Annotated in this window: 22 protein-coding genes and 2 tRNA genes; 12 read left to right on the top strand and 12 right to left on the bottom strand. The window is 70.6% G+C overall.

Annotated features, from left to right (window positions below; translation table 11 throughout):
- Positions 1–15: 15 nt before the first annotated feature.
- Both ACOFKS_RS03220 and ACOFKS_RS03215 read right to left on the bottom strand, forming a co-directional pair.
- Entirely contained in the window at positions 16–579 is a 564-nt protein-coding gene (locus tag ACOFKS_RS03220; protein ID WP_419807801.1) for a hypothetical protein, read from the bottom strand.
- Positions 557–931, bottom strand: coding sequence for a hypothetical protein (locus ACOFKS_RS03215; RefSeq protein ID WP_419807800.1), 375 nt, complete (start codon positions 929–931; stop codon positions 557–559). Before ACOFKS_RS03215 ends, ACOFKS_RS03220 begins: the two co-directional genes overlap by 23 nt.
- A gap of 119 nt (positions 932–1,050) precedes the next feature.
- Here ACOFKS_RS03215 and hisC point away from each other — a divergent pair, with 119 nt between their 5' ends.
- Complete coding sequence (gene hisC / locus ACOFKS_RS03210) at positions 1,051–2,199, top strand: histidinol-phosphate transaminase (RefSeq protein WP_419807799.1); 1,149 nt, start codon at positions 1,051–1,053, stop codon at positions 2,197–2,199.
- Positions 2,199–3,137 (top strand): prephenate/arogenate dehydrogenase family protein, encoded by a 939-nt coding sequence (locus ACOFKS_RS03205; protein ID WP_419807798.1) that lies wholly within the window; start codon positions 2,199–2,201, stop codon positions 3,135–3,137. The genes hisC and ACOFKS_RS03205 overlap by 1 nt, the downstream gene beginning before the upstream one ends.
- Before the next feature lie 43 nt (positions 3,138–3,180).
- On the opposite strand, the gene ACOFKS_RS03200 is transcribed toward ACOFKS_RS03205, so the two are convergent.
- From ACOFKS_RS03200 to ftsE, 4 genes are read right to left on the bottom strand one after another with little or no spacing between them, the layout of a single operon-like run.
- A complete protein-coding gene (locus ACOFKS_RS03200; protein WP_419807797.1) occupies positions 3,181–3,894 on the bottom strand; it encodes a lysophospholipid acyltransferase family protein in 714 nt (237 codons plus the stop codon).
- Positions 3,891–4,421, bottom strand: a complete 531-nt coding sequence (locus ACOFKS_RS03195) for a YdcF family protein (RefSeq protein ID WP_419807796.1) — start codon at positions 4,419–4,421, stop codon at positions 3,891–3,893. The genes ACOFKS_RS03200 and ACOFKS_RS03195 overlap by 4 nt, the downstream gene beginning before the upstream one ends.
- Positions 4,418–5,242: a cell division protein FtsX gene (locus ACOFKS_RS03190; protein WP_419807946.1), complete on the bottom strand. Its 825-nt coding sequence runs from the start codon at positions 5,240–5,242 to the stop codon at positions 4,418–4,420. The genes ACOFKS_RS03195 and ACOFKS_RS03190 overlap by 4 nt, the downstream gene beginning before the upstream one ends.
- 53 nt (positions 5,243–5,295) lie before the next feature.
- A complete protein-coding gene (gene ftsE / locus ACOFKS_RS03185; protein ID WP_419807795.1) occupies positions 5,296–5,994 on the bottom strand; it encodes a cell division ATP-binding protein FtsE in 699 nt (232 codons plus the stop codon).
- Positions 5,995–6,104: 110 nt separating this feature from the next.
- Between ftsE and ACOFKS_RS03180 the strand changes: the two genes are divergently transcribed.
- Together ACOFKS_RS03180 and ACOFKS_RS03175 are read left to right on the top strand one after the other, a co-directional pair.
- Positions 6,105–6,836 (top strand): MJ0042-type zinc finger domain-containing protein, encoded by a 732-nt coding sequence (locus ACOFKS_RS03180; protein WP_419807794.1) that lies wholly within the window; start codon positions 6,105–6,107, stop codon positions 6,834–6,836.
- Positions 6,837–6,944: 108 nt separating this feature from the next.
- Positions 6,945–7,031 (top strand) — tRNA-Leu (locus ACOFKS_RS03175).
- Positions 7,032–7,406: 375 nt separating this feature from the next.
- Here the strand turns inward: ACOFKS_RS03175 and ACOFKS_RS03170 are convergent.
- Positions 7,407–8,480, bottom strand: a complete 1,074-nt coding sequence (locus ACOFKS_RS03170; protein WP_419807793.1) for an alkene reductase — start codon at positions 8,478–8,480, stop codon at positions 7,407–7,409.
- Positions 8,481–8,530: 50 nt separating this feature from the next.
- Between ACOFKS_RS03170 and ACOFKS_RS03165 the strand changes: the two genes are divergently transcribed.
- Together ACOFKS_RS03165 and ACOFKS_RS03160 are read left to right on the top strand one after the other, a co-directional pair.
- Positions 8,531–9,457 carry a DMT family transporter gene (locus tag ACOFKS_RS03165; protein WP_419807792.1) on the top strand — a complete coding sequence of 309 codons (927 nt, stop codon included), beginning with the start codon at positions 8,531–8,533 and terminating at the stop codon, positions 9,455–9,457.
- 6 nt (positions 9,458–9,463) lie between these two features.
- Complete coding sequence (locus ACOFKS_RS03160) at positions 9,464–10,117, top strand: COQ9 family protein (protein WP_419807791.1); 654 nt, start codon at positions 9,464–9,466, stop codon at positions 10,115–10,117.
- Here the strand turns inward: ACOFKS_RS03160 and ACOFKS_RS03155 are convergent.
- From ACOFKS_RS03155 to ACOFKS_RS03145, 3 genes are all read right to left on the bottom strand, one after another.
- The gene (locus ACOFKS_RS03155; protein ID WP_419807790.1) at positions 10,102–11,457 is read right to left on the bottom strand and encodes a PQQ-dependent sugar dehydrogenase; all 1,356 of its coding nucleotides are present in this window, start codon (positions 11,455–11,457) and stop codon (positions 10,102–10,104) included. The genes ACOFKS_RS03160 and ACOFKS_RS03155 overlap by 16 nt on opposite strands.
- Positions 11,454–11,936: a DUF2231 domain-containing protein gene (locus ACOFKS_RS03150; RefSeq protein WP_419807789.1), complete on the bottom strand. Its 483-nt coding sequence runs from the start codon at positions 11,934–11,936 to the stop codon at positions 11,454–11,456. The genes ACOFKS_RS03155 and ACOFKS_RS03150 overlap by 4 nt, the downstream gene beginning before the upstream one ends.
- Positions 11,937–12,016: 80 nt before the next feature.
- Positions 12,017–12,090, bottom strand: a tRNA-Gln gene (locus ACOFKS_RS03145).
- A 140-nt stretch (positions 12,091–12,230) separates the two neighbouring features.
- On the opposite strand from ACOFKS_RS03145, the gene ACOFKS_RS03140 reads away from it, so the two are divergent.
- From ACOFKS_RS03140 to ACOFKS_RS03130, 3 genes are read left to right on the top strand one after another with little or no spacing between them, the layout of a single operon-like run.
- A complete protein-coding gene (locus tag ACOFKS_RS03140) occupies positions 12,231–13,301 on the top strand; it encodes a Ppx/GppA phosphatase family protein (RefSeq protein ID WP_419807788.1) in 1,071 nt (356 codons plus the stop codon).
- Positions 13,298–13,960, top strand: a complete 663-nt coding sequence (locus ACOFKS_RS03135; RefSeq protein WP_419807787.1) for an RlmE family RNA methyltransferase — start codon at positions 13,298–13,300, stop codon at positions 13,958–13,960. Before ACOFKS_RS03140 ends, ACOFKS_RS03135 begins: the two co-directional genes overlap by 4 nt.
- Positions 13,961–14,016: 56 nt before the next feature.
- Positions 14,017–14,655, top strand: a complete 639-nt coding sequence (locus ACOFKS_RS03130; RefSeq protein ID WP_419807786.1) for a hypothetical protein — start codon at positions 14,017–14,019, stop codon at positions 14,653–14,655.
- Positions 14,656–14,754: 99 nt separating this feature from the next.
- Here the strand turns inward: ACOFKS_RS03130 and rpoZ are convergent, their stop codons facing one another.
- Positions 14,755–15,096, bottom strand: coding sequence for a DNA-directed RNA polymerase subunit omega (gene rpoZ / locus ACOFKS_RS03125; RefSeq protein ID WP_419807785.1), 342 nt, complete (start codon positions 15,094–15,096; stop codon positions 14,755–14,757).
- Positions 15,097–15,227: 131 nt separating this feature from the next.
- Between rpoZ and ACOFKS_RS03120 the strand changes: the two genes are divergently transcribed.
- Positions 15,228–16,379, top strand: coding sequence for a phospholipase D-like domain-containing protein (locus ACOFKS_RS03120; protein ID WP_419807784.1), 1,152 nt, complete (start codon positions 15,228–15,230; stop codon positions 16,377–16,379).
- Positions 16,380–16,391: 12 nt separating this feature from the next.
- On the opposite strand, the gene ACOFKS_RS03115 is transcribed toward ACOFKS_RS03120, so the two are convergent.
- Entirely contained in the window at positions 16,392–17,006 is a 615-nt protein-coding gene (locus ACOFKS_RS03115) for a class I SAM-dependent methyltransferase (RefSeq protein ID WP_419807783.1), read from the bottom strand.
- Between the two features lie 130 nt (positions 17,007–17,136).
- Here ACOFKS_RS03115 and ACOFKS_RS03110 point away from each other — a divergent pair, with 130 nt between their 5' ends.
- Positions 17,137–17,457 (top strand): antibiotic biosynthesis monooxygenase family protein, encoded by a 321-nt coding sequence (locus ACOFKS_RS03110; RefSeq protein WP_419807782.1) that lies wholly within the window; start codon positions 17,137–17,139, stop codon positions 17,455–17,457.
- Positions 17,458–17,489: 32 nt separating this feature from the next.
- Complete coding sequence (locus ACOFKS_RS03105; protein WP_419807945.1) at positions 17,490–18,764, top strand: MFS transporter; 1,275 nt, start codon at positions 17,490–17,492, stop codon at positions 18,762–18,764.
- The last annotated feature ends 9 nt before the right edge of the window (positions 18,765–18,773 follow it).

Below are 18,773 nucleotides of genomic sequence, written 5' to 3'. Positions count from 1 at the left end.
GCGGCGCCGACAAGTTCAGCGCAGGCACGGCGCCTTGCCACGGAACGCGGCGCGCAACATGGCGGGGAAACCCGACAGCCGCTTGCCCTGCCGGCGCATCGCGGCGCACAGGCCGGCCGGTCCGCGATAGGCGGCCACGAACCGGTCGGCGGCATCCGTCGCCAGCGCCTGCGCCTCCGTCCCGCTCACGTCCGGTGCATAGTCCGCCGGCGCGACGAACAGCGCGCGCGCCGGACCGACCAGGGCGCAGCCGTCGGGGCGAAGGCGCACCACCGCACCCAGATCGCCCTCCGAGTCGTCCAGCCCGGCACGGCGCGGCACATAGCGGCCCGACACGACCATCACGTCGCCGGACCGCGCCAGCACCCAGAGCTGATGCGCGTAATTGTCGTTCTGCAAGTCCGGACAGCGCCGCAGGAAATCCGCGTCGACCGGCGCGAAGGCGGTCGTCGCGGGCGACCAGCGGAGCCCGACCAGCGGGTCGCGGATAGCAACGGGCACGGATGGCCGGGTCGCGGCGCCGGTCGCCGCCACGGCGACGATCGACAGCACGAGCTTACGGATGGCGGTAGACTTCATACACCCCCTTCGTCCGGAAGGCCGGACCCGGCATTACCTCGCGTTGCACGAAATCGGAGATCCAGTTGCGGCCGTCCCACCCCTCGACATGGCCCGCCGACGAGGAGGGGTTGCCGGGCATCACCGCGATGTCGCCGGTGAGCGGGACGTAACTCGCGTCGACCTCGACCTTCTGGAAGCCCAGACGCTGCAGGAACGGGCCATAGTCCTTCGCGTCGCGCGGCCGGCCCACCGTCGACAGCCCGCCCGCCTCCATCGCCTGCCGGACGAAGGTGGCGCACTTGCCCTTGCCGAACGGCGGCCCCGCATTGTCGCGCAGGTGCTTGGCGAACGCGGCCTTGTCGAACGGCATGATCGGACCCCCGTCTTTTGCCGGTTCTTTAGAGGGACTGCGGCGCTCGGCAAGGTCTCTCCGGCGCTGCCCCTCGCATGGCGTGACGGAACGGTCGGGGGCCGCTACAGCCGCGCCCCATGACCGCTCCCCAACCCAAGTCGTGGATCATGGGCATCGCGCCCTACGTCCCCGGTCGCGCCACCACCGACGACGGTCGCAAGGTGGTAAAGCTGTCGTCGAACGAAAACCCGCTCGGCACGCCGGCGGCCGCGCGCGCGGCGTTCCTGGAGGCGGCGACTAGCCTGGAACGCTACCCCGACGCCTCGGGCGCGATCGTGCGCGAGGCGCTGGCAGCGAAACACGGGCTAGATGCGGCAAGGATCATCTACGGCAACGGCTCCGACGAGGTGCTGCACCTCGCCGCGGGGGCGTTCAGCGGGCCGGGCGACGAGGTGATCTTCGTCCATTACGGCTTCGCGGTCTACGAGATCGCGGCGCGGCGGACGGGCGCGGTACCGGTGATCGCGCCCGACGCCGACTATGCCACCGACGTCGACGCGATCCTCGCCTGCGTCACCGACCGGACGCGCGTGGTGTTCGTCGCCAATCCGAACAACCCGACCGGCACCTATGTCACGCGCGACGAGGTCGCGCGGCTTCACGCCGGCCTGCGCGCCGACATCCTGCTCGTCCTCGACCATGCCTATGCCGAATATATCGAAGGCGAGCTGGACGACGGCGGCATGGAGCTGGCGCGGACGGCGTCGAACGTGCTGGTGACGCGCACCTTTTCCAAGATGTACGGTCTCGCCGCCGAGCGGATCGGCTGGGGCTATGGCGCGGCGCCGCTGATCGACGCGATGCACCGCATCCGTCTGCCGTTCAGCATGACCATCGCCGGCCAGCATGCCGCCGTCGCCGCACTGGGCGATATCGCGTTCGTCGAGCATGCGCGCGCCCACAATGCCGAATGGCGGCGCTGGTTCGCCGACGAGATCGGCAAGCTCGGCAATGCCGGCCTGCGGGCGGTGCCGAGCCAGGCGAACTTCGTCCTGGTGCTGTTCGAGGGCGCGCTGACCGGCGAGGCGGCATACAAGGGGCTGATGGACGCGGGCTATATCGTCCGCTGGCTGCCCAACCAGGGGCTGGCGCACGGCCTCAGGATCACGATCGGGACCGAGGACGAGTGTCGCGGCGTGATCGCGGCGTTGCGCGACCTCACCGACCGCACCGGCGCGCAGGACGCGCACGCCGCCGCCCGGGACGGCGGGATCGAACGCGGCTGATGCTGCCCTTCACGCGCGTCACCATCGTCGGGCTGGGGCTGATCGGCTCGTCTGTCGCGCGCGCGATCCGGGCGACGATGCCGACGGTGTGTATCACCGGGCACGATGCCGACGCGGACGTGCGTGAGGCGGCGCGGCGGCTCGACCTCGCCGACGATGTCACCGACACGCCCGGCGCGGCGGTGATCGACGCCGACCTGGTGATCTTCTGCGTGCCCGTCGGCGCGATCGGCGCGGCGGCGGCGGCGGTCCGCGACGACCTGCCCGCCGATGCGATCGTCAGCGACGTCGGCAGCTGCAAGGCGGAGGTCGCGCGGGCGCTGGCGGACGCGCTGCCCGGCGTCGCGATCGTCCCCGCCCACCCGGTCGCGGGCACCGAGCAGAGCGGGCCGGCGGCGGGGTTCGCGACGCTGTTCCACCGCCGCTGGTGCATCCTGACCCCGGTCGAGGGCACGCCCGAGGTCGCGGTCGAGCGCGTCGCGGCGTTCTGGCGGCGGCTGGGTGCCGATGTCGAGACGATGACGCCCGACCATCACGACCGCGTGCTGGCGGTGACCAGCCACCTGCCGCACCTCATCGCCTACACGATCGTCGGCACCGCCAGCGATCTGGAGCAGGTGACCGAGAGCGAGGTCATCAAATATTCCGCCGGCGGCTTTCGCGACTTCACCCGCATCGCCGCCAGCGACCCGACGATGTGGCGCGACGTGTTCCTGACCAACCGGACCGCGGTGTTGGAGATGCTGCAACGCTTCTCGGAGGACCTGACCGCGTTGCAACGGGCGATCCGGGTCGGCGACGGCGAGCAGCTGTTCGAGCATTTCACCCGCACGCGCGCGGTGCGGCGATCGATCGTCGAACAGGGGCAGGACGATTCGGCGCCGGATTTCGGCCGAAGCGCGCACCACCGCATCGACGCTGCGGAGGAGCCGCGCTAGGCCGGCCGGGCTCGGCACCGGCCGAGCTTCGACGTCACGGGATTTATTCCCGTGACGGCCCCGGCGGATTCAGTGCGTTGATCGCCGCATGGACGCGGCGCTCCGCCTCGTCACGGGGCAGGCCCGGCGGGACCTCCTCGCCGATGCGATAGGTGATGACGCCCGGTCGCTTGGCGCCATGCTTGGGCCATAGCCGCCCGCTGTCGACCGCGATCGGGACCACCGGCAGCTTCAGCGTCTTGTACAGCCCCGCGAAACCGGCCTTGAGCGGCGGCTGCTCGCCCGGCGGCACCCGCGTGCCCTCGGGAAACAGCAGGATCGAGCGGCCCTCGCCGGTCAGCGCGCGGCCTTCCGTCATCATCCGCCGCATCATCGCCGCCGAGGCTTCGCGATCGACCGCGATCGCGCCATAAACCTTGGTCGCCCAGCCCCAGAACGGGATGCGCGTCAGCTCGCGCTTGAGGATGATCGCGGGGCCGTTCAGCGCCGCCGCCATGTCGATCGCCTCGAAGAACGACTGGTGCTTGACCGCGTAGAGCACGGGATGCGTCGGCAGCGTCCCCTCGACGCGCACCGTGATCCCCAGGATCAGCCGCGCGCACCAGCGCTGATAGCTCGACCAGATGCGCGCGTGCCCGATCATCGCGCCGCGCCCGAACAGCCCGCTGATCGGCACCGTGACGATGATCGGCCCCGATCCGCCGTAAAAGGCGAGGCGGAACAGCCAGGTGCGGAGCCGGCTCCCCATATCCGTCATCGGCCCATCCACAGCAGCACGCGCCGCAACAGCAGCTTGTTGTACTCGCTGACCAGCGTCAGCAGGCGCGGTTCGCCCGGCACCCCGTCGCCCAGCACGACGACGTCCGGGCCGACCGCCGCGCGCAGCTCCATGCCCGCGCGCGCCAGGTGCCAGTCGGAGGTGACGAGCCGGACGGTGTGAAACCCCTGCGCCGTCAGCCACGTCGCCGTCTCGCCCGCGTTGGAGCGGGTGTCGACCGCGTCGCGCCCGAGATCGACGCAGCAGGCGAGCAGGCGCGGGTCGGCCTTGTATTCGCGCGCCAGATCCGCCTCGCGGACGCCGGGCGCGACGCCGGTGACGAGCATCCGCTTCGCCTGATGCCGCCGCAGCAGGTCGAGCCCGCGATCGATCCGCCCCGGCCCCCCGGTCGGCACTACCACCGCGTCGGTGGTCGACCCTTCCAGCGGCGACGGCAGCAGCAGCGTGAACAGCACGAAGCCGAGGCTCCAGGCGATCACCAGGAAACCGAGCGCGCGGCGGATCACAGGGTGCGCCTCAACGCGGCGACGACCGTCCGCCGCGCCGCCAGCGTCGCCACCGCGACGAAGGCGAGCGGCAGGATCACGAGCAACAGCCAGTCGCCGGCACCGAGCGTCGCCCCGCCGAGCAGCTCGGACCCGAGCCCGGCTATCCGCCCGCCGATCAGCCACGCCACCGCCGCCGCCGCCGTGCCGCCCACCGCGCCGCCGATCGCGGCGTCGATCGCGACGCGGCGCTGGAACAGCCGCGCGACCTGGACGTCGGTGGAACCGAGCATGTGCATCACCTCGATCGTCGCGCGATGCGTCTCCAGCCCGGCGCGCGCCGCGAGCACCGCCACCGCCGCCGCCGCGCTCGCCATCAGCAGCACCAGCGTACCCGCCAGCCAGGTCAGCGAGCGCATGAAGTCGCCGACCGGCGACATCCAGCGTTCGTGCCGGTCGACCTGCGCGAGCGGGCTGGCGCGCCGGGCGATGCCGGCGACCTGTGCCGCCGTCGCGTCGCCGGGGTCGGCGAGATCGACGTCGATCAGCGCGGGCACCGGCAGTTCGGGGTCGGCGCCGTCACTGCCCAGCCACGGCCGCAACAGCCGCGCCAGCTCCGCCCGGTCTACCGCGACGACGCGCCGCACCTCCGGCAATCCGCGCAACGCCGCCAGCACGCGCGCCGCCGCCGCGTCGCGCCGCGCCGGCTCGCCATCGACGATCTGCACCGTCAGCCGCCCCGCCAGCTGCCGGTCGAGCTGCGCGGTCGCGTTGCGTGTCGCCAGCCCCGCCGCCGCCGCCAGCACCGTCAGGAACAGCATCACCGCCATCACGCCGGTCATCGCGCGCAGCCCGCCCGCCTCGTCCAGCACGCGCCGTGCGGAGGACCGGCGGCTCACGCGCCCGCCGGGTGGCGCAGCGCGCCGGTCGGGTCGAGCAGACGACCCTTGTCCAGCCGCATCATCGACGCGTGCGGAATCCGGCTGAGCAGGTGGAAGTCGTGGGTCGCGATCAGCACGGTCGTGCCCATCTTGTGCATCGCATCGAACAGGGCGAGCAGCCGCTCCGCCATGTCGGGATCGACGTTGCCGGTCGGCTCGTCGGCCACGAGCAGCTCCGGCCGGGCGATCACCGCGCGCGCGATCGCCACGCGCTGCTGCTCGCCGCCCGACAGCGTCGCGGGCCGCGCGTCGGCACGCTCGCCCAGCCCGACCCAGGCGAGCATCTCGCGCACCGGCTGGCGCAACTCCTCCTCGGGCACGCCCGCGACCCGCAACGGCAGCGCGACGTTGTCGGCGGCCGACAGGTGCGGCACCAGCCGGAAGTCCTGGAAGACGACGCCGATCCGTCGCCGAAAGCCCGGCAGCCGGTCGCGCGGCAACAGCACCGCGTCCTCGCCGAACAGCCGGATGATACCCCGGCTCGGCCGCTGCGCGAGGTATAACAGCTTCAGCAGCGAGGTCTTGCCCGCGCCGCTGGCGCCGGTCAGGAAGTAGAAGGCGCCGCTGCGAAGCTGGAACGACACGTCGGCCAGCGTCTCCGGCTGGCTACCATAGCGCAGTCCCACATTCTCGAACTGCACCACCGTCGCCATGTCCGCGGAACCTTGCCATGACCGCCGCGCCCCTTCAAGCTTGCCAGCCCGGCGGACCCGTGCCTAAGAATCGCACCGGGCCGCATCCGGCTCCGGGGTGTCCGACACGCATGATCCTGCAATGCCCCGAGTGCCAGACCCGCTACCTCGTCCCGGACAGCGCGATCGGGGCGGCCGGGCGCACGGTGCGCTGCGCGAATTGCAAGCATTGCTGGTTTCAGGACGGCGCGCCGCTGCCCGAGCCGGCGGCATCCCCGGCGCCTGCGATCGCGACGGGGACCATCACCGTGCCGCCGCCGCCGGTCGAGGACGAGTTCGCCGGTCCATCGCCCTTCCTGCCGCCGCTCGACGAGCCGGAAGCCGAAGCTCCGGTCGCCTCGGTCGAGAGCTACGACGAGCAACCGCCGTTCCGCGCGCGGCGCAATCCCGTCCGGCGGTGGACGATTGCGGCGCTGATCGCGGGCGCGCTGATGCTGGCGGCGGTGGCGGCGATCACCTGGCTGGGCGCGCCGAGCTTCCTCGGCCGCCTCGGGCTGGCGCTGGGGCCGACCGAGAGCCCGCTGCTCATCAAGGACAAGCCGATCCAGCGCCGCGACCTCGACAACGGGTCGGAGCTGTTCGCGGTCGCCGGCCAGATCACCAATGCGTCCGCCGAGCGTCAGCGCGTACCCGACGTCCGCGCCGAGCTTCGCGACGCGCAGGGACGACTGGTCTACAGTTGGACGATCACGCCGCAGCTGCGGACGCTGGCACCGGGCGCGTCGGTCGACTTCAATTCCGCCAAGCTCGACGTGCCGGCCAATTCCAAGCGCCTGGTGCTGAGCTTCGCCGGCGAGAGCTGACGCCGCCGCCTCCCCTCCCACGCAAAGCCGTTGCGGCGGGCGGGTCGCTTTGCTAGTGGCCCGCTCCTGCCAGCCGTCCGTCGCGATCGCGAGGGGCGGCGATCACGTGCGGCCGTGGCGGAATTGGTAGACGCGCAGCCTTGAGGTGGCTGTGTCCGAAAGGACGTGGAAGTTCGAGTCTTCTCGGCCGCACCACTTCCGGTCAAAAGGTGGGCACCATGCCCATGATGGCCGGTTCCGGCTTCCCGACGGCTCGTTCGAGCCTCCGGTGGACCCCGAAATCCAGGTGGCCTCCTGGTCGATATCGGCCTCGGAGAAGAACCGGGCGACACAGGTATTTCAACGCGCGGGACCTTCGCTGTGGAGGCGTTCGCAGCGACGCGATTTCGGTCGAACCTACACGGATAGGATGCGCTGTGGTCCGTGGCGTATAGTGGGTAGCCAATCGCTATACCCCCAGCCTCCAGCCGGGATGACGCAGAGGAGCCATGGCCTCCACCGCAAATGCGCGGTAATTCAAAAGGGCCACCGGCACCTGTTAAGCCGGCGGCCCCGTTGGACAGCCATTCGTCAGACGGTCGCCGCCTCCAGCGCCAGATAGTCGGTGTAGCCCTCCGGCCCCGGCGTATACCAGGTCCGCATGTCATCCTTCGCCAACGGGGCCCCCTGCCGGAAACGCTCGGGCAGGTCGGGGTTGGCGATGAAGGCGCGGCCCCAGGCGATCGCGTCGGCGCGACCGGACGCCACGTCCGCCTGACCGGTCTCGACGCCATAGTCCTGGTTGAGCACCAGCGGGCCGGTGAACGCCTCGCGGATCAACGGGCTGAGCTTGGGCACGTCGGTCTTGCCGAAGGTGCCGTCCGGCCCCTGCTCGCGCAGCTCCAGAAAGGCGATGCCCAGCTCGTTCAGCGCGCGGGCGGCCGGCACGAACACCGCCGCCGGATCGGAATCGTCCGCGCCCTGCGTCTCGCCGTTGGGCGACAGGCGGATGCCGGTGCGCCCCGCGCCGATCGCGTCCGCCACCCGCGCCACGCTCTCGCGCATGAAGCGGATGCGGTTCTCCGGGCTGCCGCCGTAATCGTCGTCGCGATGATTGGTGCCGTCGCGCAGGAACTGGTCGATCAGATAGCCATTGGCGCCGTGCAGCTGCACGCCGTCGAAGCCGGCACGGATCGCGTTGGTCGCGGCGTCGGCATATTCGTCCTGCGCGCGGGCGATGTCGTCCAGCGTCGCCGCCTGCGCCTCGCCATAGGGGTTGGGCTCCTTGTGGTAAGGCGCGCGCGTCGCCGACGACGACAGCGGCACCGCGCCGGTCACGTCGGGCCGGGCCAGCCGCCCCATGTGCCAGATCTGCGCGACGATCCTGCCGCCCGCCTCGTGCACCGCGGCGGTGATCGGCTTCCATGCCTCGGTCTGCTCGTCGGTCCACAGCCCCGGCGCGGCGGGCCAGCCCAGCCCCTGACGGCTGACGCCCGTGCCCTCGGTGATGATGAGCCCCGCGCCCGCACGCTGGCGGTAATAGTCGATCATCAGGTCGGTCGGCACGTGCGCGGGGGTCGAGCGGCCGCGCGTCAACGGCGCCATGAAGATGCGGTTGGCGGCGTCGATGTCGCCGAGACGGATGGGGTCGAACAGGGTCGGCATGGGTGCTCCTGAAGGGTGTCGGTGCAGGAGATAGGGCGTTAGGGGCCACCATGCACGACGCCGATCGCTCAAGAAATGCTGTCACGCGGCATAGCGCCGCGTTGCCGCTGGCCGCGGTGTTGGTCGCCAACGTCGCGCTCGCCTTCGGCCCGTGGTTCGTGCGGCTGGCCGATACGGGGCCGGTCGCCGCCGGGTTCTGGCGGCTGACGATCGCGACGCCGTTCCTGGCGGCCATGGCGCTTGCGGGGGGCGCGCGCCCGGCGCGGGTCGAGCGGTGGCTGATCTGGGCACTGGCGGCGGCAGGGCTGTGTTTCGCGCTGGACATCGCGGCATGGCATCTCGGCATCCTGCGGACGACGCTGGCGAATGCGACGCTGTTCGGGAACTGCGCGACGCTGATCTTCCCGATCTATGGCTTCGTCGTCGCGCGGGCGTGGCCGACGCGCGGCCAGGGCGTCGCGTTCGCGCTGGCGCTGGCGGGCGCCGGTCTCTTGATGGGGCGGTCCTATCAGCTCGACGCGCGCAACCTGGGCGGCGACCTGCTCTGCCTGACGGCGGGGGTGCTTTATACCGTCTATTTCGTGCTGATGGCGCGGGTGCGCGAGACGATGGCGGCGCTGTCGGCGCTCGCGCTGGCGACGGCGGCGAGCGTGCTGCCGCTGCTCGCCTTGTCGCTGCTGCTCGGCGAGCGGGTGTGGCCGGGCGACTGGTGGCCGCTGATCGGGCTGGCGCTGGTCAGCCAGGTGCTGGGACAGGGATCGATGATCTATGCGCTGGGCAAGCTGTCGCCGCTGGTGATCGGGCTGGCGCTGCTGGTGCAGCCGGTGGTCGCCGCCGCGATCGGCTGGATACGGTATGACGAGAAGTTGGGCTTGCCCGACCTGTTCGGCGCGGCGCTGGTCGCGGTCGCGCTGGTGCTGGTGCGGCGCGCAGGCCGGGACTCGCCGGTTGAACGCGGGGCCGTCGAGGCCCATTAGGGTGGCATGACCCAGGACTGGACGCTCGACGAGCTGACCGAAAAGCTGGCGCCCGAGATCGCCGCCAACGCCGCCTTCGACGGCTGGGGCGAGGAGGCCCTGACGATGGCGGCCGATGCCGCCGGGGTCGATCCCGGTGTCGCCCGGCTCGCCTATCCGGGCGGCGCGGTGGACATGATCGACGCCTGGTTCCGCCACGTCGATCGCGCGATGCTGACCGCGCTACCGCCGGCCGAACTTGCGGGGATGAAGATCCGCGCACGGATCGCGGGGCTGGTCGAGGCGCGGCTCGCCGCCGTCGCGCCCGACCGCGAGGCGCTGCGCCGCGCGCTCGCGACGCTGGCGATGCCGCAGCATCTCGCGCGCGCGGCGCGGCTGGGCTGGCGCACGGTCGACACGATTTGGCGCGCGGCGGGGGACACCGCGACCGACTACAACCACTATACCAAGCGCGCGATCCTGCTCGGCGTCTATGGCGCGACGCTCAGCGTCTTCCTGGACGACGAGAGCGAGGCGTTCGCCGACACCCGCGCCTTTCTGGGGCGCCGGATCGACGGCATCATGCGCTTCGAGAAGGCGAAGGCGGGGTTCGCCAAGCGGACCGAGCACATGCCCAGCCTGTCGCGCTTCATCGGCCGGCTGCGCTACCCCGCGGTCTGAGCGCGGCGGCGGGCGGCGGTGCGCGTCGCCGCCGACACCCGCCAGACGACGTTGCCGGTGTCGTCGGCGACCAGCAGCGCGCCGCTGCGATCGACCGCGACGCCGACGGGGCGGCCGCGCACCTTGCCGTCGCTGCCCAGGAATCCGGTCAGGAAGTCCTGCGCCGTCCCGCTGGGTCGCGCGTTCGCAAAGGGGACGAAGACGACCTTGTAGCCGTTCAGCTCGTCGCGATCCCAGCTACCGTGCTCGCCGATGAAGGCCCCGCCGCGATAGCGCGGGGGCAGGCCAGCGCCCGTGTAGAAGGTCAGGCCGAGGGCCGCGACATGGCTGCTCAACGCATAGTCCGGCGCGATCGCGCGGGCGACGAGGTCGGGGCGCTGCGGCATCACACGCGGATCGACGTGGCGGCCGTAATAGCTGTACGGCCAGCCGTAGAAGCCGTTCTCGCGCACCGAGGTCAGATAGTCTGGGACCAGATTCGGCCCAAGCTCGTCGCGTTCGTTGGCGACCACCCACAGCGTGTTGGTGCCGGGATAGAAATTGGGGCTGTTCGGATTGCGGAGCCCCGACGCGAAGACGCGCGCGCGGCCGCTGGCGCGGTCGATCTCATATACCGCGGCGCGGCCTTTTTCCGCTTCCATCCCGTTTTCGGTGATGTTGCTGTTCGATCCGACCGTCGCATAGAGCAGCGTGCCGTCCGGGCTGAGCGTCAGGCTCTTGGTCCAATGATGGTCGATCGGGCCGCCGGGCAGGTCGGTCAGCCGCACCGCCGGCGCGGTGATCCGGGTCTGACCGGGCGTGAACGGATAGCGCAGCACCGCGTCGGTCGCCGCGACGTAGAGGAAACCGTCGGCATAGACGACGCCGAACGGCGAATTGAGGTGACCGATCAGCACGCTGCGGCTTTCGGCCACGCCGTCGCCGTCCGCGTCGCGCAGCAGCGTGATCTGGTTGGTCGCACCCTTCGGCTTGGCACCGCCGCCGGTCGCACGCTTCTGCACCCAGCCGACGATCGGATTCTTGGGCCGCGTGATCGGATCGAGGTTCGGCCCCTGCGACTCGACCGCGAGGACATCGCCGTTGGGCAGCAGCGCCACGTTGCGCGGGTGGTTGAGGTCGCGCGCGAACGCCTGCACCTGCAACCCGGCAGGCGCGGTCGGCGTCTCGTTCGCGCCCCAGCCGACGACCTCCGCGACATGGATCGGCGGCACCAGATACTGCTGCGGCGCGGGTAGCACCGGGTTCGCCCCGATCTGCGTCCGCCGATCGAACTTCGCCCCGCCGTCGCCACAGCCGGCGAGCACCAGCGCGGTGGCGACCGCGACCCCGGCGCGCCTCATGGCCGCACTCCGACACGGTGTTTATAGACCAGCGACCCGCCCAGCCACGAACTGACGCCCAACAGCGCCACGCTGACGATCGACAGCGTCAACCCGGTCGGCACCACAGCCGTCCAGCCGTCGCGACTGTGGACGAAGGCGTTGACGAACTCGATCGCGAAGACGCTAAGGTTGAGGATCATATGCAGCGTAGCCGGCCCAGCCGCGCGCACCCGCCGGTCGCCGGCATAATCGATGATCCCCGTCAGCGCCGCCAGTCCGCCGCCGATCAACCCGGCGGTGATGAGCCAGATCGAAAAATTGCTCCACTGGACGTTGGCGGAGCCCAGATAGGCGAGATCGGTCAGCAGCGCGCCGCTGAAGCAGACGATGGGGAACGGCACCAGCATCGGGTGAAGCGGGTGCCCGAACAGAGTCGCGGTGGATCGGGGGTTGGCGTCCGTCCGGCGATCGGCGGCCTGTGTCTGGTCTGCATCCATGTCGCTCAAGCGAGCCGCGCGCGCGTCGGTTCCCGCCCGACGATCATGGATCAGCGAGAAGACCGCGGCCGGTGGAAAACTGGATGCCCGACAAGGACTCGAACCTTGATTGACGGAGTCAGAGTCCGCTCTCTTACCATTAGAGGATCGGGCAGCAGGTCGGGGCCACTAGGCCGATGGTGGCCGGGGGTCAAGGGGCCGCTTGCCGAGTGACCCGCGCACCGCTAGCTTGGCGGCAAGCACCGAGCGGGCCTCCGTCCGCGCCGGCATAACAGAAGAAGCGAGTATCGGCCGATGGGGGATGTATCCGCCCGCGAGCCGCAGCGACAGGTCCCGCCCGCGATCGGGCCGGATCGTCAGGCGGTGAATCGGCCCCAACGGGGTCGCTGGTCCAACGCGCAGGCGTTCGCCGCACTGGACCTCGGCACCAACAACTGTCGCCTGCTGATCGCGCGGCCTCAGCCCGTCGACGGCGGCACCGGCAGCGGCTTCGCGGTGATCGACGCGTTTTCGCGCATCGTCCGGCTGGGCGAAGGGCTGGCGGCGAGCAACCGGCTCAGCGATGCCGCGATCGACCGGACGCTCGCGGCACTGAAGATCTGCGGCGACAAGCTGCGCCGCCGCAACGTGACGCTGGCGCGATCGGTAGCGACCGAAGCGTGCCGCCGCGCGGTCAACGGCGCGGACTTCATCGCGCGCGCCTATGACGAGACGGGCATCCACCTCGACATCATCTCGGCGGAGGAGGAGGCGCGCCTCGCGGTGCTCGGCTGCCACGTCTTGATCGAGCCCGGCGAGGGGCCGGCGTTGATCTTCGACATCGGCGGCGGGTCGACCGAGCTGGTGCTGGTCGACACCGGCGGCGCGATCCCGCGCGTACTCGATTGGCATTCGGCCCCCTGGGGCGTGGTGTCGCTGACCGAAAGCTCGCCCGGCGGCGAGGGCCGCGACGGGCGGATCGCCGCCTATGCGCGGATGCGCGCGCTGGTGGCGGACAGCATGGCGGCCTTTGCCGCGCGGCTGCCGACCGGGGTGCCGCGCGCGCGGCTGCTCGGTACGTCGGGGACGGTGACGACGCTCGGTTCGGTCCATCTCGGGCTGCCGAGCTATGACCGGTCGGTGGTCGACGGGCTGATCGTGCCGGCGGCGGCGATGCGGCGGATCAGCGGTGACCTGGCGGCGATGGACGTGCGCGAACGCGCGCAGCTCGCCTGCATCGGCACCGAGCGCGCCGACCTGGTCGTCGCCGGCTGCGCGATCCTGGAGACGATCATGGACCTGTGGCCCGCCGAGCGGCTGGGCATTGCCGATCGCGGCATCCGCGAAGGCATCCTGCGGCGGCTGATGGGGGCCTCTCGCCCATGAAGCCGCCCGGTCACCAGCGCGTCAAGACGGCGCGGCGGCGGACGGCGCAGTCGACGCGCTGGCTCGAACGCCAGCTCAACGACCCCTATGTCCGCCGCGCCAAGGCGGACGGCTATCGCAGCCGCGCGGCCTACAAGCTGATCGAACTCGACGAGCGGTTCGGCTTCCTCAAGGGCGCGCAGCGGGTCGTCGACCTCGGCCTCGCGCCCGGCGGGTGGAGTCAGGTGGTGCGCCGCCAGCTGTCCAAGAGCATCGTCGTCGGCATCGACCTGTTGCCGGTCGACCCGATCGACGGCGTCCACATCCTGCAACTGGATTTCATGACCGACGCAGCACCCGCGCTGCTGACCGACGCGCTTGGCGGGCCGGCCGATCTGGTCCTGTCGGACATGGCGGCGAACACCGTCGGCCATCCGCAGACCGATGCGCTCAGGACGATGGCTCTGGCGGAGGCGGCGGCCGACTTCGCCTATGACGTGCTGCGCCCCGGCGGCGCATTCGTCGCCAAGGTATTCGCGGGCGGTGCGGATACGGCGTTCGTCGCGGAGCTGAAGCGGCGGTTCACGACGGTCAAGCACGCCAAGCCGCCGGCCAGCCGCAAGGGATCGGTGGAATGGTTCGTCGTGGCACAGGGGTTCAAGGGCGACGCACCACGCTGATGCTTGTCACGCCCGACGCGGCTTGGCATCGTCGTCTGCGTTAATAGGGGCCGACGATGATCTTCTGGTGGGGTGCGCGCAGCGAGCGCGCGACGGTCGGGTCGGCGGGCCTGCTTCATTGCAACGTCTGCGACAAGGACAGCGTGTTCAGCCGCGTCGTCACCTATCGGGTGCGCCACGCCTATTGGGTGTTCCGCTGGGCGACGAATCGACAGCTCCATCTGGTGTGCGGCAATTGCGGCGCGCCCGCGCTGGACGATGGCGACGTGCGGGCGCCGGAGGTGGTCAAGGCCATTCCGGCGTTCGATCGACGCGGCTGGCTGATCGGCGCCGGCATCCTGGCGTCGCTGATCGTGGTCATCGCCGTCGCGGGCGCGTCGATGAACGCCGCGAACCGGGACTATGCCGCGCAGCCGCAGGCCGGGGACGTCTACGAAACCAACATCGCGCGCATCGTCGATCGGCCCGAGGCGCCGGAGATGTTCGGTGCGATCCGCGTCGTCGCGGTGAAGGGCGATGCGGTGGAGCTGGAGCTGCCGGAAGCGTCCTACAACAAGCGCCGGGGCGTGGACCGCGACATCAGGTCCGGTGCATTGGCACGACCGGGGTATTTCCGGCCGGAGCACATGACGGTGCCGCGCGCCGAACTCGCACGGATGTACGCCGACGGCATCACCTGGAATATCGAACGCTAACGCGGCGACGCCGATCGGCGCACGCGAGATGAGCGCGCGCCGCCGTCGGACGGCGTAGCGCCGATTGCCGGCCGAGCGCCTTGCGCTCAGCCTTGGGCGTTACTCGTAATCGCCACCCATGTTCTGGTTTCGCGGCGGCGCGGCGGCGGTGAGGCGGAGCGCTTCGGCGGACGCCGAAAGCGAGCCGACAGCATCGACCTCGTCGTCGTCGTCGATCTGCACCTTTTGCAGCCCGCTGACGATCGAGTCGTTCAGAAGGTCCGGGCGCACCGTCTCTTCCGCAATCTCGCGCAGCGCCACGACCGGGTTCTTGTCGCGGTCGCGATCGATCGTCAGCTCGGCCCCGCCCGAGATCTGCCGCGCGCGCTGCGCCGCGATCAGCACCAGGTCGAAGCGATTGGGAATCTTGTCGACGCAATCCTCGACGGTGACGCGCGCCATGCCGTGTCCTTAAAAACCAACGGTAACGGTGAAGCTGTAGCGGCTAGCCACCGCGCTTGCGAAAGTCAAGATTTTCGCTGAGCGCGGCGCCCGCTTGCCCCGTCCCCGCGTCTGCCCCAATGCCGCACGCGATGGCGGACGCGGAGCCCTATACCGTCGACGGCAACCAGATGACGCTGCTCGTCACCGGGCGCGAGCGGTTGCGGGCGCTGTTGGCGCTGATCGACGGTGCCGAGCGGACGCTGCGGCTGATCTATTACATCTACGCCGACGACGACACCGGACGGCAGGTCAACGCCGCGCTGATTCGCGCGGCGCAGCGCGGGGTGAAGGTCTCGCTGATCGTCGACGGCTTCGGCGCCGGGCTGGTGGCGGAGCGCAGTTTCTTCGCGCCGCTGAGCGAGGCGGGGGTGGACACCTGCTGGTTCAGCCCACGTTGGGGCGCACGGTATCTGCTGCGGAACCACCAGAAGCTGGCGCTCGCGGACGAGATGCGGATCATTGTCGGTGGCTTCAATATCGAGGACGACTATCTCGGCAAGGCGGACGAGGCGTGGAAGGTCTGGCGCGACCTGGGGCTGTTGGTCGAGGGGCCGGTGGCGGCGGCGATGGCGGGCTATTTCGACGCGCTGCGGCGCTGGACGGGCGATCCCAAGGCGAAGCTCCGCACGCTCAACCGGTCGCTGCGCCAATGGAGCGGCGGCGACGGCGCGCTCCGCTGGCTGATCGGCGGACCGACGCGGCGGCTGTCGCCCTGGGCGCGCTGCCTGCGCGCCGACATGCGCGTCGCGCGGCGGATCGACATCATCGCCGGCTATTTCTCGCCCAGCCCGACGATCCTGCGGCGGCTGGACAAGGCGGGCAAGCGCCACGCGGCGGTGCGCGTGGTGACGGCGGCGCTGTCCGATCACCAGAACGCGGTGGCGGCGGCGCGCTTTACCTATGCCGGGCTGCTCCGCAAGGGCGTGCGCGTGTTCGAATACCGGCCGACGAAGCTGCACACCAAGCTGTATCTGGTCGACGACGCGGTTCACATCGGCTCCGCCAATTTCGACATGCGCTCGCTGTTCATCAACCTGGAGCTGATGCTGCGCGTCGACGATCCGGGCTTCGCCGCGCATGTCCGCCGCTATGTCGAAGGCGAGGTGGCGAACTCGGAGGAGATCACCGCCACGCTGCATCGCCAGCGCACCGGGATCGGCGCGCGGGTGCGGCAGTTCCTCGCCTATATGGTGCTGGCGGTGGTGGACCCGACGGTCAGCCGACGGCTCAACCTGGGGTAACCGCGCCAGCCTTCAGCCCTTGTAGCCCCAGTATAGCTGCGCCGGGGGCACGTTCCACCATTCCATGCCGTGGTCGATGCGCGCGAAATGGGGGTCGAGGAAGTCCTTCACCTTGGGCGAGAACTGATAGACCAGGAACGCACCACCGGGGCGGAGCACGTCGTGGGTCGCCTGCGCGATCGCCGGGCCGACGCCGGTCGGCAGCGTCGAGAAAGGCAGCCCCGACAGCACGTAGTCGGCGGCATCGAAGCCATGGTCACGAACGATCTGCTCGACGTCGGCGGCCGACCCGTTGACCGCGGCGAAACGCTGGTCGGGGATCGTATGGCGCAGATAACGGATGAAGTCGGCGTTGGTGTCGATCGCAATCAGCTTCGCGTCGGGCGCCATATGCTCCAGAATGGGACGGCAGAAAGTGCCGACGCCGGGGCCGTATTCGACGAACAGCTTGCAGTTCGCCCAGTCGACGGGCGCCAGCATCTTGCGGATGAGCCGGTCGGAGGACGGGATGATCGACCCGACCATCACCGGGTGCTTGAGAAAGCCCTGGAAGAACATGCCCCACGGAGAAGGCACGCCTGCGGGTCGGGAGCGCGCACGCCGTGCGGCGGTAGTGGACGAGGGCATGGAGGCTCCCTGAAAGTGTCGGCGGCTGCCGTCGCAATTCCGGCGGCGGTAATCGACTAGGACCGCTGCGACAACCTTTTCGGGCGCGAAGGGTTGCCTCGCCCCCCCGATCGCCTATCCGATCGCAGGCATGACGGACCGCACCGGCCAGGTCGCCGTGATCTTCGCGTCGCAGCGCAACGGGGTCGACGCGGCCGGGTACGACATCGCCGCCGTGGCGATGGACGCGCTCGCTGCCGCCCAGGCCGGCTATCGCGGCGTCGAAAGCACGCGCGGGGCCGATGGGTTCGGTATCACGGTCAGCTACTGGGCCGACGACGACGCGGCGCGGGCATGGCGCGACCACCCCATCCATGCCGAGACGCGCGAGGCCGGGCGCGCACGCTGGTACGATCGCTATGCGGTGACGGTGGCGCGGGTCGAGCGCGGCTACGACTGGCGCGCGACGTGAAGCGGCCGGCGGTCGACCGCAACTTCGCGCTGATGTTCCTCGTCATGTTGACGGTGGCAGCGGCAAACACCGCGCTGCAATCGGTGCTGCCCGCGCTCGGCCGGTCGCTGGGGGTGCGCGATCAGGCGGTGGCGGCGGCGTTCTCGGTCTCGGCGCTGCTGTGGGTGCTTGCCGCGCCGTTCTGGGCGAACCGATCGGATCGGCATGGGCGGCGACACATGATCCTGCTCGGCGTCGGCGGGCTGATCGTCTCGCTGGCGGTGTGCGGGATATTCCTGTGCCTGGGCATCAACGGCGTCATTCCCGGTACGGCGGCGTTCGCACTCTTCATCGTCGGGCGGCTGATCTATGGCAGTCTCGGCGCGGCGGCCCCGCCGGCGGTGCAGGCGCTGGTCGCGGGCGCGACGAGCCGCGAGGAGCGGACCAAGGCGCTGACGCTGCTCGCCAGCGCGTTCGGGCTCGGCACCATCCTGGGTCCGGCGATCGCGCCCTATCTGATCCTGGGCAGCATCGGCGGCGTCGAGATCGGGCTGGCGGGGCCGGCGTTCATCATGGCCGCGTTCGGCGTGCTGGTGTGGTTCACGGTGCGGCACATGCTGCCCGACGACCGCGCTTCATCGGTGCACGAGGGCCACGGCGCGCAATCCGCCTATCCTTCGATCGGTGGCGCGCCGACCGGTGCCAGCGTCCGCGCGGCGACTTCGCCCGCAGGCGAAAAGGTGGGTTTCCTCGACCCGCGCATCCGGGCGTGGATGATCGTCGGGCTGGTGATGGGTCACGCGCAGGCGATGACCAGTCAGGCGATCGGCTTCCTGGTGATCGATCGCCTCCATCTGCCGCCCGCGCTGGCGCTGGAACCGACCGGACTGGTGCTGATGATGGGCGCGGGCGCGTCGCTGCTGGTGCAGTGGGGGATCATCCCGCTCCTCAACCTCAACCCGCGCCAGCTGGTGCTGGTCGGGCTGGCGGTGTCGGCGGTCGGCACCGCGCTGACCGGGCTGGCGGGGTCGCTCTATGGCATCGCGACGGCCTATGCGCTGGCGAGCCTGGGGTTCGGCTTCGCGCGGCCGGGGTTCACCGCGGGCTCGTCGCTGGCGGTCGGGCCGGAGGGCCAGGGCTCGGTCGCGGGTAAGGTGACGAGCGTCAACGGTGCCAGCTTCGTCCTGGGGCCGAGCATCGGCGTCGGGCTGTACGAGGCGCAGCACTCGCTGCCGTATCTGGTGGCGGGCGCGGCGTGCGTGGTGATGATCGGCTATGCGTGGTTGGCGTTGCGGGACAAGGACGAGCCGGAACCGGCATCGTCCTGAGCCGCGTTA

The organism is Sphingomonas sp. (genome assembly GCF_965200135.1).
Classification (GTDB): Bacteria; Pseudomonadota; Alphaproteobacteria; order Sphingomonadales; family Sphingomonadaceae; genus Sphingomonas.
The sequence above is the reverse complement of the archived record's forward strand: the minus strand, read 5'-3'. Positions and strand labels throughout refer to the sequence as shown.